This window comes from Paenibacillus arenilitoris (assembly GCF_014705655.1).
Classification (GTDB): domain Bacteria; phylum Bacillota; class Bacilli; order Paenibacillales; family Paenibacillaceae; genus Pristimantibacillus; species Pristimantibacillus arenilitoris.
In genome coordinates, this window is the sequence record NZ_JACXIY010000043.1 from 17,771 (window position 1) to 34,520 (window position 16,750).

15 protein-coding genes and 1 other annotated feature are annotated in these 16,750 nt (G+C 53.3%); all 15 genes read left to right on the forward strand.

The genetic code is table 11. The features are described from left to right. The first annotated feature begins 155 nt into the window (after positions 1-155). Positions 156-806, forward strand: a complete 651-nt coding sequence (gene sigH, locus IDH41_RS26835) for an RNA polymerase sporulation sigma factor SigH (RefSeq protein ID WP_190866699.1) — start codon at positions 156-158, stop codon at positions 804-806. 317 nt (positions 807-1,123) lie between these two features. Next, positions 1,124-1,273: a 50S ribosomal protein L33 gene (rpmG, locus tag IDH41_RS26840; RefSeq protein ID WP_028609674.1), complete on the forward strand. Its 150-nt coding sequence runs from the start codon at positions 1,124-1,126 to the stop codon at positions 1,271-1,273. A gap of 18 nt (positions 1,274-1,291) precedes the next feature. Continuing rightward, the gene (gene secE / locus IDH41_RS26845) at positions 1,292-1,501 is read left to right on the forward strand and encodes a preprotein translocase subunit SecE (RefSeq protein ID WP_190866701.1); all 210 of its coding nucleotides are present in this window, start codon (positions 1,292-1,294) and stop codon (positions 1,499-1,501) included. 24 nt (positions 1,502-1,525) lie between these two features. Then, a complete protein-coding gene (gene nusG / locus IDH41_RS26850; RefSeq protein WP_190866703.1) occupies positions 1,526-2,059 on the forward strand; it encodes a transcription termination/antitermination protein NusG in 534 nt (177 codons plus the stop codon). A 120-nt stretch (positions 2,060-2,179) separates the two neighbouring features. Then, positions 2,180-2,605 (forward strand): 50S ribosomal protein L11, encoded by a 426-nt coding sequence (rplK, locus tag IDH41_RS26855; protein ID WP_028609671.1) that lies wholly within the window; start codon positions 2,180-2,182, stop codon positions 2,603-2,605. 133 nt (positions 2,606-2,738) lie between these two features. Next, positions 2,739-3,431: a 50S ribosomal protein L1 gene (rplA, locus tag IDH41_RS26860; protein ID WP_190866705.1), complete on the forward strand. Its 693-nt coding sequence runs from the start codon at positions 2,739-2,741 to the stop codon at positions 3,429-3,431. 12 nt (positions 3,432-3,443) lie between these two features. Then, positions 3,444-3,609 (forward strand) — a sequence feature (ribosomal protein L10 leader region). Positions 3,610-3,665: 56 nt separating this feature from the next. Then, positions 3,666-4,163, forward strand: coding sequence for a 50S ribosomal protein L10 (rplJ, locus tag IDH41_RS26865; protein WP_190866707.1), 498 nt, complete (start codon positions 3,666-3,668; stop codon positions 4,161-4,163). Between the two features lie 97 nt (positions 4,164-4,260). After that, positions 4,261-4,623: a 50S ribosomal protein L7/L12 gene (gene rplL, locus IDH41_RS26870; RefSeq protein ID WP_190866709.1), complete on the forward strand. Its 363-nt coding sequence runs from the start codon at positions 4,261-4,263 to the stop codon at positions 4,621-4,623. Positions 4,624-4,754: 131 nt separating this feature from the next. Continuing rightward, positions 4,755-5,354 carry a class I SAM-dependent methyltransferase gene (locus IDH41_RS26875; RefSeq protein WP_190866711.1) on the forward strand — a complete coding sequence of 200 codons (600 nt, stop codon included), beginning with the start codon at positions 4,755-4,757 and terminating at the stop codon, positions 5,352-5,354. Between the two features lie 367 nt (positions 5,355-5,721). Beyond that, a complete protein-coding gene (rpoB, locus tag IDH41_RS26880; protein WP_190866713.1) occupies positions 5,722-9,285 on the forward strand; it encodes a DNA-directed RNA polymerase subunit beta in 3,564 nt (1,187 codons plus the stop codon). 93 nt (positions 9,286-9,378) lie between these two features. After that, a complete protein-coding gene (gene rpoC / locus IDH41_RS26885) occupies positions 9,379-13,005 on the forward strand; it encodes a DNA-directed RNA polymerase subunit beta' (RefSeq protein ID WP_190866715.1) in 3,627 nt (1,208 codons plus the stop codon). Positions 13,006-13,238: 233 nt separating this feature from the next. Then, complete coding sequence (locus IDH41_RS26890) at positions 13,239-13,469, forward strand: L7Ae/L30e/S12e/Gadd45 family ribosomal protein (protein WP_190866717.1); 231 nt, start codon at positions 13,239-13,241, stop codon at positions 13,467-13,469. A gap of 155 nt (positions 13,470-13,624) precedes the next feature. Further along, positions 13,625-14,044, forward strand: a complete 420-nt coding sequence (gene rpsL / locus IDH41_RS26895) for a 30S ribosomal protein S12 (protein WP_119602809.1) — start codon at positions 13,625-13,627, stop codon at positions 14,042-14,044. Positions 14,045-14,113: 69 nt separating this feature from the next. Continuing rightward, entirely contained in the window at positions 14,114-14,584 is a 471-nt protein-coding gene (gene rpsG, locus IDH41_RS26900) for a 30S ribosomal protein S7 (RefSeq protein ID WP_137186572.1), read from the forward strand. A 29-nt stretch (positions 14,585-14,613) separates the two neighbouring features. Continuing rightward, positions 14,614-16,689 carry an elongation factor G gene (gene fusA / locus IDH41_RS26905; RefSeq protein ID WP_190866719.1) on the forward strand — a complete coding sequence of 692 codons (2,076 nt, stop codon included), beginning with the start codon at positions 14,614-14,616 and terminating at the stop codon, positions 16,687-16,689. The last annotated feature ends 61 nt before the right edge of the window (positions 16,690-16,750 follow it).

Below are 16,750 nucleotides of genomic sequence, written 5' to 3' on the forward strand. Positions count from 1 at the left end.
CCACAATGTTACAAATTCACCATTAAATCGATGGCTTTGGGCGGCCCCGTCGGTTGACGGTGTAAGGTTGCATCATGTATACTGGCTCTATGTTTCTTGAACGTTGAGATTCTATAATCTAGCGGTGTACGCCTTGCAGGCCGGAGGGATAGTTCGTGAGCATCGACCTCAAAGAATGGAGTACGCTCGAGTATGACAGCAGTACGGACGAGGAAATCGTGGAAGCGGTCCGCAACGGCGACAGCATTGCGCTGGAATATTTGATCAATAAGTATAAGAATTTCGTGAGGGCGAAGGCTCGCTCCTACTTTCTTATCGGCGCGGATCGTGAAGACATCGTCCAAGAGGGAATGATCGGCTTATACAAAGCGATACGCGATTTCAAGGGGGACAAGCTTGCCAGCTTCAAGGCCTTTGCGGAATTGTGCATCACGAGGCAGATCATAACCGCCATCAAAACAGCTACGCGCCAAAAACATATTCCGCTCAATTCCTACGTATCGCTCGATAAGCCCATTTATGATGAAGATTCGGACCGCACGCTTCTGGACGTCATTTGCGGCACGAGGGTTTCCGACCCGGAAGAGCTGATCATCAATCAAGAAGAATTCGTCGGCCTGGAAGACAAGATGTCCGAAATCCTTAGCGATCTGGAACGCAAAGTACTTATGCTGTATTTGGACGGAAGATCCTATCAGGAGATCGCCGTCGACCTGGACAGGCATGTGAAGTCGATCGATAACGCGCTGCAGCGCGTGAAGCGCAAGCTCGAACGCTATTTGGAAGTCCGGGACATCGGCGGATAACAAAGGGCTATACATTCATCATAAAGAAGGGCTGTCTTCCATTTGGCGGTTTCGGAAATGGAATCGACGTCCTTTTTTGTTTTAAAAGAGCTCGACTAGACTATACTGATAGAACGAGCCCGGTGTCGGTTTTGCTGCCAATGATTCGCAGGCGTTACAGCCTATCTTTTACATTGACATCAAAATTGCGCTATGATAAAGTGTTTAGGTAGGCCTGAAATCGAGGTTTTTTTCGTTTTGGGCTTTTGAAGCGACGATGCCCCGCATCATAGCGCTTCATGATTCGTATTTTGCAGCAGTTCGGGAGGTGTAATTCAATGCGGGTAATTATCACGTTGGCATGCACAAACTGCAAACAGAGGAACTATGCGAGCACCAAGAACAAACGCAATCACCCCGACCGCATCGAGTTGAAGAAGTTTTGCAAGTTCTGTAACGAGCAGACTCCTCATCGCGAGACGAGATAGTCAATTGGAGGTGTGACCGTGGCATTTTTGGCTAAACTGAAGCAAGGCTTCGGTACGACGTTTGGTTTTTTTGCCGACAGCTGGGCGGAACTGAAGAAGGTCCGCTGGCCGAATCGTAAAGAGTTGACAAGCTACTCGATCGTCGTTTTGCTTACGATCACGTTTGTGACGATTTACTTCTGGCTTCTTGACATCGGGATCTCGTCTCTGGTTGAACTCATTGTTTAAGAAGGGACCAATGGTGGATTTGTGATGGAAAAAAGATGGTACGTCGTGCATACTTACTCCGGCTATGAGAACAAGGTAAAAGCCAATTTGGAGCGCCGGGTTGAATCGATGGGCATGGAAGATAAAATTTTCCGCGTCCTTGTTCCGATGGAAGATGAAGTGGTAGAGAAGGACGGCAAGAAGAAGACCGTCCAGCGCAAGGTCTACCCCGGCTACGTTCTGGTGGAAATGGTTCAAACCGACGATTCGTGGTACGTTGTTCGCAATACGCCCGGCGTAACGGGATTCGTAGGGTCAACCGGGTCTGGTTCGAAGCCGACTCCTCTAATGCCTGATGAAGTGGATCAGATTTTGAAACACATGGGCATGGAAGAGCCTAAGCCGAAGATCGAATTCGAGCTCAAGGAAACCGTCCGCGTCAAAGTAGGTCCATTTGCTGATTTCGTAGGTTCGGTAGAAGAAATTCTGCTCGACAAGGCGAAGCTGAAAGTTCATGTGAACATGTTTGGCAGGGAGACCCCGCTTGAGCTGGACTACACTCAAGTGGAGAAGATATAGCATCCGGTTTCCAAAATCAACGGATCATTCCGGTGAATGCTTCAAGAAGCGTAACGGCCGAGCCTTGCAAGACGGCGTGTGCGGTTTACGCGCGGATTACCAAGTAAGGAGGTGTCATGCATGGCAAAAAAGGTTATCAAGATGGTTAAATTGCAGGTTCCTGCGGGCAAAGCCAACCCGGCGCCGCCAATCGGTCCGGCACTCGGTCAAGCAGGCGTTAACATCATGGCGTTCTGTAAAGAGTTCAACGCTCGTACCGCGGATCAAGCAGGCTTGATTATTCCAGTCGTCATTACGGTATTCGAAGACCGTTCTTTCACTTTCGAGACCAAGACGCCGCCGGCGGCAGTGTTGCTCCGCGTAGCGGCAGGTATCGAGAAGGGTTCGGGCGAACCGAACAAGAAGAAGGTCGCTACGGTTAAACGCGACAAAGTTCGCGAAATCGCCGAGCAAAAAATGCCGGATCTTAACGCAGCGTCCGTGGAAGCGGCAATGCGCATGGTTGAAGGCACGGCTCGCAGCATGGGCGTAACGATCGTCGACTAATGCCGCTCGTCCTTCGGGGACGGCGCGCGGAACCTGCCGGAAGGCAGTTCGCTTTGCAAAGCATCGGCTTTGCGGGTGGGAGGATCATCCCTTAGGAGGATTTCCGCTATAACCACATGAGGAGGAACTAACAATGGCTAAACACGGCAAGAAGTATTTGGAAGCCGCCAAGCTGATCGACGGCGAAGCGACATACGAGCCTTTGGAAGCGATCGAGCTTGTGAAGAAGGCGGCTACCGCGAAATTCGACGAGTCCGTCGAAGCTGCGGTGCGTTTGGGCGTAGACCCTCGTAAGCAAGACCAAGCCGTTCGCGGAGTAGTCGTATTGCCGCACGGTACGGGTAAGACAAAACGCGTTCTCGTTTTCGCGAAAGGCGAAAAAGTGAAAGAAGCGGAAGCTGCAGGCGCTGACTATGTCGGCGATGCGGACATGATCAACAAAATCCAACAAGGATGGTTCGAATTCGACGTCTGCGTAGCGACGCCGGACATGATGGCCGAAGTTGGTAAGCTTGGACGGATTCTCGGCGGTAAGGGCTTGATGCCTAACCCGAAAGCCGGCACGGTAACGTTCGACGTTGCGAAAGCCGTTCAAGAAATCAAAGCCGGTAAAATCGAATACCGCCTTGACAAAGCAGGTCAAATCCACGCGCCAATCGGAAAAGTATCGTTCGACGCCGAGAAGCTGAACGAGAACCTCAAAGCATTGGTAGACGCGCTCAACCGGGCAAAACCGGCCGCGGCTAAAGGGGTTTACCTGAAAAACATTTCCGTTTCTTCGACGATGGGCCCTGGCGCTCGCGTCTCCACGGCGGTATACCGCTAAGAAACCGGAACCGACATTCGAATAAGCATACCGTAGACAGTAGGTGCCAGCAGGCTTAATTTCCTACCGAGGTGTTATGATAAAACGTTTGAAAGCAACATTCGATCCTATTGGGTTGATGCGCGATAACGACATCATGGCCTTCGCTTCGTCTGCGAAGGCCTTTCTCATGCATCGAGGCGTGGAAAGCCCGTCGTATTAACGGAATGTATACTATTACGGGAGGTGTACAGTTTGGCTAACGCAAATATCATCCAAGAGAAACAACAAGCGGTACAAGAAATCGCAGCTAAAATCGCAGCGAGCTCCAGCACGGTTGTTGCCGACTACCGCGGATTGAACGTTGCGCAAGTAACTGAACTTCGGAAACAACTTCGTGAAGCGGGTGTTGACTTCCAAGTTTTGAAAAACTCGCTCGTTCGTCGCGCAAACGAAGGAACGGACTATGTCGCGCTTAACGACATTTTGACCGGTCCAACGGCTATTGCATTCGGCAAGGACGACGCTGTCGCTCCGGCGAAAATCCTGAACGATTTCGCTAAGAAAAACGACGCCCTGAAATTGAAAGGCGGTATCGTTGAAGGCAAAGTCGTAAGCATGGAAGAAGTTAAAGCCCTTGCGGAGCTTCCTTCCCGCGAAGGTTTGCTCTCGATGCTCCTATCCGTATTGCAAGCTCCAATGCGCAACTTCGCACTTGCGGTTAAAGCAGTCGGCGAGCAGAAAGAAGCTTAATCGCGAGCTCGCTCGCGTTCATGTCATGACGGACCGGCATCGGCCGGCCGCATAAGCAATGCCAAAAAAATAAACCCAAACATTCGGAGGTATAACCATGTCTAAAGAGCAAATCTTAGAAGCCATTAAAGTTATGACCGTTCTTGAACTGAACGATCTCGTTAAAGCAATCGAAGAAGAATTCGGCGTAACGGCTGCAGCTCCAGTAGCAGTAGTTGGCGGCGGCGGCGCTGCAGAAGCGGCTGCTCAAACGGAATTCGACGTTATCCTTACAAGCGCTGGCGCTTCCAAAATCAACGTAATCAAAGTCGTTCGCGAAATCACGGGTCTTGGCCTGAAAGAAGCGAAAGACCTGGTTGACAGCGCGCCTAAAGCGATCAAAGAAAAAGTCGCTCAAGACGAAGCTGACGCCGTCAAAGCTAAGCTTGAAGAAGCCGGCGCTGCTGTTGAAGTTAAGTAATATCGCTTGAAATAAGAAAGCCGTTCATTTGCGCATAGCGTGGATACGGCTGGCGAGCCCCTTGAATCCGTCAGGTTTCAAGGGGTTCGTTGCATGTTCGAGACTAACTTTATTGGCGGGAGAGTGATCTTTTGTCGAATCATTATTACGCCCAGAGCCCGGACGCGAAGAGTAACCGCCATGTCCATGAGGTGACGCTCAGAGGTTTTTCCTTTCGGCTGACGACGGATGCCGGCGTGTTCTCCAAGTCGGGCGTCGATTACGGAAGCCGGGTATTAATAGACTCGCTCGAGCTTGAGCCAGGCGCGAAGGTGCTCGACGTCGGCTGCGGCTACGGTCCGATCGGCTTGACGGCGGCGAAGCTGGCGAGCTCCGGACATGTGACGATGATCGATATCAACGAGCGTGCGGTCGAGCTGTCGCGCGAGAACGCGAAGCTGAACGGAATCGGGAACGTAACCGTTTTGCAAAGCGATTTGTTCGAGGCGGTTCGTTCGCAAAGGTTCGATGCGATCCTGACGAATCCGCCGATCCGCGCCGGGAAAGCCGTCGTACACCGGATTTTCGAGGAAGGGTACGAACTGCTGGAGCAAGGCGGCAGCATTTGGGTCGTCATTCAGAAGAAGCAGGGAGCGCCGTCGGCGGAAGCGAAGCTGGAATCGCTGTTCGGCGAAGTAGAAGAGGTTACGAAGGATAAAGGCTACCGTATTTTTAGAGCTATAAAAGAGTAGTTGAAAGAATAATGGTCTAAGCGAAAACTTGTGTGAAAATGCGGTAAAATTTATTGACTTGACTTTTCAGATGTGGTAGTATTATAAAATGTCAGCATTAAATTGGGCTCAATCTCTTTAGTCAACTAAAATGTCAAGTGCGATTTTAGTGCGCGGAATGCATAAAATAATCGCATTTGACGTATAATGTTTACGTTTTGGGCAAAATTACTTGATATGAGACTATCGCGTCCGCGCTGCGATCGGTTAACTGCCGGAACCTGCTCTTTTTTCGAAGCTATTCGATAAGGGCTTTTCTTTATTTGACAAGATAGGCGGCTGGTTCCGACTATGGTGACGCAGTAAGTATCGATGCTGTGATACAGACATGAGGGGTGAGGTTAAGTTGGCAGGACAACTTGTTCAGTATGGTCGGCGCGCGCGCAGAAGCTACGCCAGGATCAACGAGGTGCTGGAAGTCCCGAACCTGATTGAAATCCAACAAAAATCGTATGAGAAATTTTTGGACAGCGACTTGATCGAGCTGTTCCAGGACATTTCTCCGATTTCGGACTTTACGGGCAATCTATCGCTTGAGTTTATCGACTATAGCTTGGGCGAACCGAAATATTCGGTCGATGAATCGAAAGAGCGCGACGTGACGTACGCAGCTCCTTTACGCGTGAAGGTCAGGCTTTTCAATAAGGAGACCGGCGAAGTAAAGGAACAAGAAGTTTTCATGGGCGACTTCCCGCTAATGACCGAGACGGGCACGTTTATTATTAACGGAGCCGAACGTGTCATCGTCAGCCAATTGGTTCGATCCCCGAGTGTGTACTTCAGCACGAAGGTTGATAAGAACGGGAAGAAAAACTACACGGCGACGGTTATTCCTAACCGCGGCGCTTGGCTGGAGCTCGAGACCGATGCCAAGGACATCATCTACGTTCGTATCGACCGGACCCGGAAAATACCGGTAACGGTGCTTTTGCGTGCGCTTGGATTCGGAACTGACGCGGAAATTTTAGATTTGCTCGGCCATGACGAGTATATTCGCAACACGTTAGACAAGGATAACACGGATTCCACCGAGAAAGCGCTGATCGAAATTTACGAGCGCCTTCGTCCGGGCGAGCCGCCGACCCTCGATAACGCGAAGAGCTTGCTGGTCGCGCGATTCTTCGATCCGAAACGATATGATCTGGCCAACGTAGGCCGTTACAAAATAAACAAAAAGCTTCACATCAAGAACCGCCTGTTCAATCAGCGGCTTGCTGAGAATCTGATCGATCCGGCGACGGGCGAGATTATCGCCGAAACCGGTCAAATGATCGACCGCCGCCTTCTCGATGAGATTTTGGATAAGCTCGAGAAGGACGTAGGGTTCAAGACTTACCATGTCGCGAACGGCGTTCTTGATGCCGATAGTATTCCACTGCAAGCGATCAGCGTATTCTCGCCTTACGACGAGAGCAAGGTCATTAAAGTCATCGCGAACGGGAGCATCGATAAATCCGTCAAGCATATTACGCCGGCGGACATCATCGCTTCCATCAATTACTTTATTAACCTGCTGCACGGCGTAGGCAGCACGGACGATATCGACCATCTCGGCAACCGCCGCCTTCGTTCGGTTGGCGAGCTGCTGCAGAACCAGTTCCGCATCGGTCTGTCCCGCATGGAACGCGTCGTTCGCGAGCGGATGTCCATTCAGGATGCGAATGCGATAACGCCTCAAGCATTAATTAACATTCGACCGGTTATCGCGTCGATTAAAGAGTTTTTCGGTTCCTCGCAGCTTTCCCAGTTCATGGACCAAACGAATCCGCTTGCCGAGCTGACGCATAAACGTCGTCTGTCGGCGCTCGGCCCGGGCGGTTTGACGCGGGAACGCGCGGGCTTCGAGGTTCGCGACGTCCATCACTCCCACTATGGGCGGATGTGTCCGATCGAGACGCCGGAAGGTCCGAACATCGGACTCATCAACTCCTTGTCCTCGTTCGCCCGCATCAACGAGTACGGCTTCATTGAAGCGCCTTACCGTTGGGTCGATCCGAAGACGGGCGTCGTGACGGATCAAATCTCGTATATGACCGCCGACGAGGAAGACAACTACGTCATCGCGCAGGCGAACGCGAAGCTGAATCAGGACAATTCGTTTGCGGAAGCGAACACGATCGTTCGTTACAATAAGCAAGCGGACAACATTCTGACGATGCCGAGCGAGCGCGTCGATTATATGGACGTATCGCCGAAGCAGGTCGTATCAGTCGCTACGGCGCTCATTCCGTTCCTTGAGAACGACGACTCCAACCGCGCGCTTATGGGATCGAACATGCAGCGGCAAGCTGTGCCTCTGCTCATTCCGAAGGCTCCATTCGTCGGAACGGGTATGGAGCATAAGGCGGCGAAGGACTCGGGCGTATGCGTCGTTTCCAAGTATGACGGCGTCATCGAACGCGCGTCCGCGAACGAAATTTGGCTGCGTCGCGTCGAGACGATCGACGGCAAGCCGGTTACGGGCGATTTGGTGAAGCATAAGCTTCATAAGTTTATGCGCTCCAACCAAGGCACTTGCATCAATCAGCGTCCGCTTGTCCGCAAGGGCGACGTCATTAAGAAAGGCGACATTCTCGCCGACGGCCCTTCGACGGAGATGGGCGAATTGGCTCTGGGACGCAATGTCGTCGTTGCCTTCATGACGTGGGAAGGCTACAACTACGAGGATGCGATCTTGCTTAGCGAGAAGTTAGTGAAGGAAGATGTGTACACATCGATTCACATTGAAGAATATGAGTCCGAAGCTCGCGATACGAAGCTCGGACCGGAAGAAATTACGCGCGATATCCCGAACGTCGGCGAGGAAGCGCTCCGCAACCTCGACGAGCGCGGCATTATCCGCGTTGGCGCGGAGATAAGCGCGGGCGACATTCTGGTCGGCAAGGTTACGCCGAAGGGCGTAACGGAGCTTACGGCGGAAGAAAGATTGCTTCATGCGATCTTCGGCGAGAAGGCTCGCGAGGTCCGCGATACGTCGCTTCGCGTGCCGCACGGTACGGACGGCATCGTCGTGGACGTGAAGGTGTTCACCCGCGAGAACGGCGACGAATTGCCGCCGGGCGTCAATCAGCTCGTTCGTGCCTATATCGCGCAGAAGCGGAAAATTTCCGAAGGCGACAAAATGGCGGGACGTCACGGCAACAAAGGGGTCATCGCCCGCATCATGCCGGAAGAGGATATGCCGTTCCTGCCGGACGGCACGCCGGTCGAAGTCGTTCTTAACCCGCTCGGCGTTCCTTCGCGGATGAATATCGGCCAGGCGCTCGAGGTTCACCTCGGCATGGCGTGCAAGCATCTCGGCATTCATGCCGCTACGCCGGTATTCGACGGCGCGCGCGAGAATGACGTTTTCGATACGATGGAAGAAGCCGGCATGCAGCGCAACGGCAAAACGATCCTGTACGACGGTCGCACGGGTGAGACGTTCGAACGTGAAGTGACCGTAGGCGTCATGTACATGATCAAGCTGGCGCACATGGTCGACGACAAGATCCATGCCCGTTCCACGGGTCCATACTCGCTCGTTACGCAGCAGCCGCTCGGCGGTAAAGCCCAGTTCGGCGGACAGCGCTTCGGCGAGATGGAGGTGTGGGCGCTCGAGGCTTACGGCGCCGCGTACACGCTGCAGGAGATTTTGACCGTGAAATCCGACGACGTGGTCGGACGCGTCAAGACGTACGAATCGATCGTCAAGGGCGAGAACGTGCCGGAGCCGGGCGTTCCGGAATCGTTCAAAGTTTTGATCAAAGAGCTTCAGAGCTTGGGCATGGACGTCAAGATCCTGACCGAGAACGAGGAAGAGATCGAAATGAAGGAAATGGACGACGACGACGAGGCGACGGGCGACAAGCTCAACCTCAACTTGGAAGGCGCGGAAGTAGGCGCCGAATAAACAGGCATGACGGATTCCGTCTTCGGTCACGCGCCTTGGACGGAATCCGGCTATTAAGAGACACAGTCATACATGACGGAGGAGGGTTGCTCCTTGTTGGACGTGAACAACTTCGAGTATATGAAAATCGGTCTGGCTTCGCCGGATAAAATTCGCTCGTGGTCCCGCGGAGAAGTGAAAAAACCGGAAACGATCAACTATAGGACCTTAAAGCCGGAGAAGGAAGGACTCTTCTGCGAGAAAATTTTCGGACCTACGAAAGACTGGGAATGCCATTGCGGCAAGTACAAGCGCGTTCGTTACAAAGGGGTCGTCTGCGACCGCTGCGGCGTCGAAGTAACCCGCGCGAAAGTGCGCCGCGAGCGCATGGGCCATATCGAGCTCGCCGCTCCCGTATCGCATATTTGGTATTTCAAAGGGATTCCGAGCCGCATGGGTCTCGCGCTTGACATGTCCCCTCGTTCGCTCGAGGAGATCATTTATTTTGCATCCTATGTCGTAACGGATCCAGGCGACACGCCGCTCGAGAAAAAACAGCTGTTGTCCGAGAAGGAATACCGCAGCTACCGCGAAAAATACGGCTACGGCTTCCAAGCCGGCATGGGCGCCGAAGCGGTCAAGAAGCTGCTTCAGGACATCGACGTGGAGAAGGAACTCGATACGCTGAAAGAAGAGCTTCGCACGGCGCAAGGCCAACGCCGCAATCGCGCGATCAAGCGCCTGGAAGTGATCGAAGCGTTCCGCAATTCCGGCAACGAGCCGGAGTGGATGATTCTCGACGTGCTTCCGGTTATTCCGCCGGAGCTTCGTCCGATGGTGCAGCTCGACGGCGGCCGTTTCGCGACGTCCGACCTTAACGACCTGTACCGCCGCGTCATAAATCGGAACAACCGTCTGAAGCGTCTGCTGGATCTCGGCGCGCCCGACATTATCGTGCAGAACGAGAAGCGCATGCTGCAGGAAGCGGTAGACGCCCTGATCGACAACGGCCGCCGCGGCCGTCCGGTAACGGGACCGGGCAACCGTCCGCTCAAATCGCTCAGCCACATGCTGAAGGGCAAGCAAGGCCGCTTCCGTCAAAACCTGCTCGGCAAGCGGGTTGACTACTCCGGCCGTTCCGTTATCGTAGTAGGCCCGAACCTGAAGATGTTCCAGTGCGGCCTTCCGAAGGAAATGGCGCTCGAGCTGTTCAAGCCGTTCGTTATGAAGGAGCTTGTGAACAAAGGCCTCGCGCATAACATCAAGAGCGCGAAGCGCAAGGTCGAGCGCGTAAGTCCGGAAGTTTGGGACGTACTCGAGGAAGTCATCAAGGAGCATCCGGTGCTGCTTAACCGTGCCCCCACGCTTCACCGTCTCGGCATCCAAGCGTTCGAGCCGATTCTGGTCGAAGGACGCGCCATCAAACTTCATCCGCTCGTCTGTACGGCTTACAACGCCGACTTCGACGGCGACCAGATGGCCGTTCACGTACCGCTATCTGCGGAAGCGCAGGCGGAAGCCCGCCTGCTCATGCTTGCGTCGGGCAACATCTTGAACCCGAAGGACGGCAAGCCGGTCGTTACGCCGTCGCAGGACATGGTGCTCGGAAGCTTCTACCTGACGATGGACAACAAAGAGTCGAAGGGCAGCGGTTCCGTGTTCGGCACCGTGAACGAAGCGATTTCGGCCTACCAGCGCGGAATCGTATCTCTGCACGCCAGAATCTTTATTCCGGCGCGCGTATTGAACAAAGCAAGCTTCACCGAGCAGCAGCAGAAATCGCTTCTGGTCACGACGGTCGGCAAGGTTATCTTCAACGAGATTTTCCCTACCGACTTCCCGTTCATTAACGAAGCGACCAAAGCGAATTTGCTGCACGGCACGCCTGACAAATATTTCGTGTACGAGAAAGGCTCCGACCTTCCGAAGTTCATGGAAGAGCTCGCAACGCCTGGCGCGGTAGGCAAGGACTACCTCGCTTTGATTATCGCCGAATGCTTCCGTCAATACCATACGACGCATACGGCCGTCATTCTCGACAAGATCAAGCAGCTTGGCTTCACCTATTCCACGAAGGCCGGCATTACGATCGGCGTAGCCGACGTTATCATTCCGAAGGAAAAAGCGGAAATCATGAAGCAGTCCGACGAGAAGGTCGCGACCGTCATGAACCAATACCGCCGCGGTCTGATTACGAACGAAGAGCGCTATGACCGCATCATCGGCATCTGGAGCAAATGTAAAGACGAAATCACCGACATTCTCATGAAGTCGATGGATCGTTACAACAATATCATGCTTATGGTCGACTCCAAAGCGCGGGGTAACAAATCGCAGATTACGCAGCTTGGCGGCATGCGCGGCCTGATGGCGAACCCGTCCGGACGGATCATCGAGTTGCCGATCAAGTCGAACTTCCGCGAAGGCCTAACGGTCCTCGAGTACTTTATCTCGACGCACGGCGCGCGGAAAGGTCTGGCCGATACGGCGCTTCGTACCGCCGATTCGGGTTACTTGACCCGCCGTCTCGTCGACGTCGCGCAGGACGTTATCGTCCGCGAAGACGACTGCGGTACCGACAAAGGCTTCACCGTCAGCAAGATTCAGGACGGCAAAGAGGTTATCGAGGATCTGTACGATCGGATCGAAGGGCGCTATGCGTTTGAGACCGTACGCCATCCGCAGTCGGGCGAGATCATCGTGAACCGAAACGACTTGATCGACGCGAACAAGGCGGACGCGATCATCGAGGCGGGCGTCGAGAAGCTTCAGATCCGTTCCGTGCTCAGCTGCCGTGCGCGTCACGGCGTCTGCAAAATTTGCTACGGCCGCAACCTGGCGACCGGCAAGCATGTCGAAATCGGCGAAGCGGTAGGCATTATCGCGGCGCAATCGATCGGCGAGCCGGGAACGCAGCTGACGATGCGTACGTTCCATACGGGCGGCGTAGCGGGTGACGACATCACGCAAGGTTTGCCGCGTATCCAGGAGCTGTTCGAGGCGCGCAATCCGAAAGGCCAAGCGATCATTTCCGAGCTTGACGGCGTCGTCAAGGAAATTCGCGAAGCGAAGGATCGCCGCGAGATCGAAGTGCAAGGCGAAGCGGAATCGAAAGTATATGCCGTCACGTACGGCTCGCGCATCCGCGTAACCGAAGGCCAGCATATCGAAGCCGGAGACGAGCTGACGGACGGCTCGATCGACCCTAAGGATATGCTGCGCATCAAGGGCATCCGCGGCGTTCAAAACTATATCCTGCAGGAAGTTCAGCGCGTTTACCGGAACCAAGGGGTAGAAATCAACGACAAGCACGTTGAGGTCATGATCAAGCAGATGCTCCGGAAGATCCGCATCGTAGACGCAGGCGGCACTTCGCTTCTGCCGGGCGCATTCGTCGACATTCACGAGTACGAAGCGCAAAACCGCGAAGCGATCTTCGCCGGCGAAGAGCCGGCCGTCGCCAAGCCCGTATTGCTCGGTATTACGAAGGCGTCGCTCGAGACGGATTCCTTCCTGTCGGCGGCTTCGTTCCAAGAGACGACGCGCGTATTGACCGATGCCGCGATTAAGGGCAAGGTCGACCAGCTGCTCGGTCTTAAGGAGAACGTCATTATCGGCAAGCTGATTCCGGCCGGAACCGGCATGACGCGTTACCGGAATATCCGCTTTGCGGGCATCGAAGACGAGGCTGCCGAGCTTGAGAATCTCGAGGCGGAATCGGAAGCCGTAGCGATCGAATAGTTTCCGCAGGATATCCTGCGCAAGAGATACAAGAATGCGACGAAAGAGCGAACCGTTCATTCGCAGCCATAAAGGATGCGGCCTGGCGGCCGCTCTTTCGCCTGTTATTCGTTCATTGGCATTAACCAAATGTTTGCAATCGAATATGCTTAAAGTTTCTTGACATCGGCCTAACCAAGGTGTTAATATATCGAAGTGTGCCTAGTTGTGTGATCGCTTTAAGAGGTGATATCATGCAATTCAAAGTCGGCGCGAAGCAGACGACGAAGATGCTCGAGCAGAATAGAGCAACCCTAGTCTATGTCGCGCGAGATGCAGATCCGCAGATGAAAGAGAAGATCGTTCATTTGTGCGAGCAGGGAGGCGTCCCCTACCAATGGGTCGATACGATGGAGCTCCTCGGGGAAACCTGCGGAATCGATGTCGGTGCCGCCATGGCAGCGCTCGTACCTGAAGAAGAATAAGGGAATGACCGTTTTTGCTAGTTGATTGTTTTAAGAAGATTGACTGGCGGAAACTTTTGTTTGTTCTTTTATGAACCGCCTGGGTCTGTGGGCTTAACTTTTGGTAAAATGTCTACCTTAATAAAGACATTGAAATAAAGGAAGGGGGTGGCAACATGCCAACAATTAACCAGCTGGTTCGCAAAGGCCGCCAAGCGAAAGTAGTGAAATCGAAATCGCCGGCATTGCAAAGAGGTTTCAACGCTCTGAAACGTGAGGCTACGGACATTAGCGCTCCTCAAAAACGCGGTGTGTGCACTCGTGTAGGTACGATGACTCCTAAGAAGCCGAACTCCGCGCTTCGCAAATACGCTCGCGTACGCTTGACGAACCGCGTTGAGGTAACGGCGTACATTCCGGGTATCGGTCACAACCTGCAAGAGCACAGCGTCGTATTGATCCGCGGCGGACGGGTAAAAGACCTTCCGGGTGTACGTTACCATATCGTTCGCGGCGCGCTTGACACTGCAGGCGTGAACAACCGTAACCAGGCTCGTTCCAAATACGGAACAAAGCGTCCTAAAGTTAAAAAATAAGCCGAATAACCCCATAGGGTTATCGCTATGCCAGTAATGGCTAATAATAGAAGAAAGGGGGACTTTCTCATGCCACGCAAAGGTCCTGTAACGAAACGCGATGTGCTTCCGGATCCGGTTTACAATAGCAAACTGGTAACGCGCCTTATCAACCGTATCATGATCGACGGTAAAAGAGGTGTTGCACAAACGCTGTTATACGATGCTTTCAAACTGATTCAAGAGCGCTCGGGTAAAGATCCGATGGAGGTTTTTGAAGCAGCTTTGAAAAACATTATGCCGGTTCTCGAGGTTAAAGCACGCCGTGTCGGCGGCGCTAACTACCAAGTGCCGATCGAAGTTAAACCGGAGCGCCGTACGGCTCTCGGTCTTCGTTGGCTCGTGAACTACTCGCGCAACCGCGGCGAGAAGACGATGGAAGAGCGTCTTGCTGCCGAAATCCTGGATGCTTCCAATAACACTGGCGCATCGGTTAAGAAACGCGAAGATACGCACAAGATGGCTGAAGCGAACAAAGCGTTCGCTCATTACCGCTGGTAGGATCTTCACAATCGAAGGGAGACATATTCATGTCAAGAGAGTTCTCCTTGCAAAATACGCGTAACATCGGGATTATGGCGCATATTGACGCTGGTAAAACAACGACTACTGAACGGATCTTGTTCTATACGGGCCGTACCCACAAAATCGGCGAGGTGCACGAAGGCGCTGCGACGATGGACTGGATGGAACAGGAACAAGAGCGCGGCATCACGATTACGTCTGCCGCGACGACCGCTCAATGGAAGGGCAACCGCATCAATATTATCGACACCCCGGGCCACGTTGACTTCACGGTAGAAGTTGAACGTTCCCTGCGCGTATTGGATGGGGCAGTTGGCGTTTTCAGTGCTAAAGAAGGCGTTGAGCCGCAATCCGAGACGGTATGGCGTCAGGCCGACCGTTACGGCGTACCTCGTATCGCTTACATCAACAAAATGGACATTATTGGCGCGGACTTCCTAAATGTCGTAAAAGACATGCGCGAGCGTCTCCAAGCCAATGCGGTTGCGATTCAAATTCCAATCGGCGCCGAGGCTGATTTCCAAGGCGTAATCGACATCGTTGAGCGTGTAGCGTACGTGTACAAAGACGATCTCGGAAGAGATCCCGAGAAAGTCGAAATTCCTGCGGAATACGCAGATCAAGTGGAAGAGCTCCGCATGGAGCTGGTCGAGAAAGTGGCAGAGCTTGATGAAGAGCTGACGATGAAGTATCTGGAAGGTGAAGAACTCACTGTTCCGGAGATCAAAGCGGCACTCCGCAAAGGCGTTTGCGAAGTTAAAATCTTCCCTGTAATCGCCGGTTCCTCGTACCGCAACAAAGGCGTTCAAATGATGCTTGACGCGGTAGTCGACTACCTTCCTTCCCCGCTTGACGTACCGGCTATCAAAGGTACGCTTGAAGACGGAGAAGAAGGCGTACGTCCATCTTCCGACTCGGAGCCGTTTGCGGCTTTGGCGTTCAAAATCATGACTGACCCTTATGTCGGTAAACTGACGTTCTTCCGCGTATACTCCGGTATCCTTAAGTCCGGCTCGTATGTCCTTAACGCAACGAAGGGCAAGCGCGAGCGTATCGGACGGATTCTTCAGATGCACGCGAACAGCCGTCAAGAGATTTCGGAAGTTTATTCCGGCGATATTGCTGCTGCGGTTGGTCTTAAAGATACAATCACAGGCGACACGCTTTGCGACGAGAAGCATGTTATCGTGCTCGAGTCCATGAACTTCCCTGATCCGGTTATCTCGGTCGCGATCGAACCAAAAACGAAAGCGGACCAAGACAAGCTCGGCATCGCGATCTCCAAGCTTGCTGAGGAAGATCCTACCTTCCGTGCACACACGGACGAAGAAACGAATCAAACGATCATTTCCGGTATGGGTGAGCTTCACCTGGAAATTCTCGTTGACCGTATGCTTCGCGAGTTCAAAGTCGAGACGAATGTCGGTAAACCGCAAGTTGCTTACCGCGAAACGTTCCGTCAAGCGGCGAAGGTCGAAGGTAAGTTCGTTCGTCAGTCCGGCGGTAAAGGTCAGTTCGGTCATTGTTGGGTTGAGTTCGAACCGCAAGAGGCAGGTCAAGGCTTCACATTCGAAAGCAAAATTGTCGGTGGCGCAATTCCGCGCGAGTTCATAGCTCCTATCCAAGCGGGTATTGAAGAGTCGATGAAGAACGGCGTACTCGCCGGCTTCCCGCTCGTCGACATCAAGGCAACCGTTGTTGACGGATCGTACCATGACGTTGACTCCTCGGAGATGGCGTTTAAGATTGCCGGTTCCCTGGCGCTTAAAGCAGCCAAAGACAAGTGTAAGCCTGTCTTGCTCGAGCCGATCATGAAAGTCGAAGTTACCGTTCCCGAAGAGTACATGGGCGACGTTATGGGCATGCTGAACTCCCGTCGGGGTCGTATCGAAGGTATGGATACTCGCGCCGGTGCGCAAATTATCCGTGCTAAGGTACCTCTCTCCGAGATGTTCGGTTACTCCACGACTCTCCGTTCCGGTACGCAAGGACGCGGCGTATTCTCGATGGAGCTTTCTCATTACGAAGAAGTTCCTAAATCGATCGCCGACGAGATCATCGCTAAGCACAAAGGCGAATAATCGCCGCTGCGCTAGAAAAAAAAGTTTTTTGGCCGTCATCAGGTTTGCTTGCACACTAGGT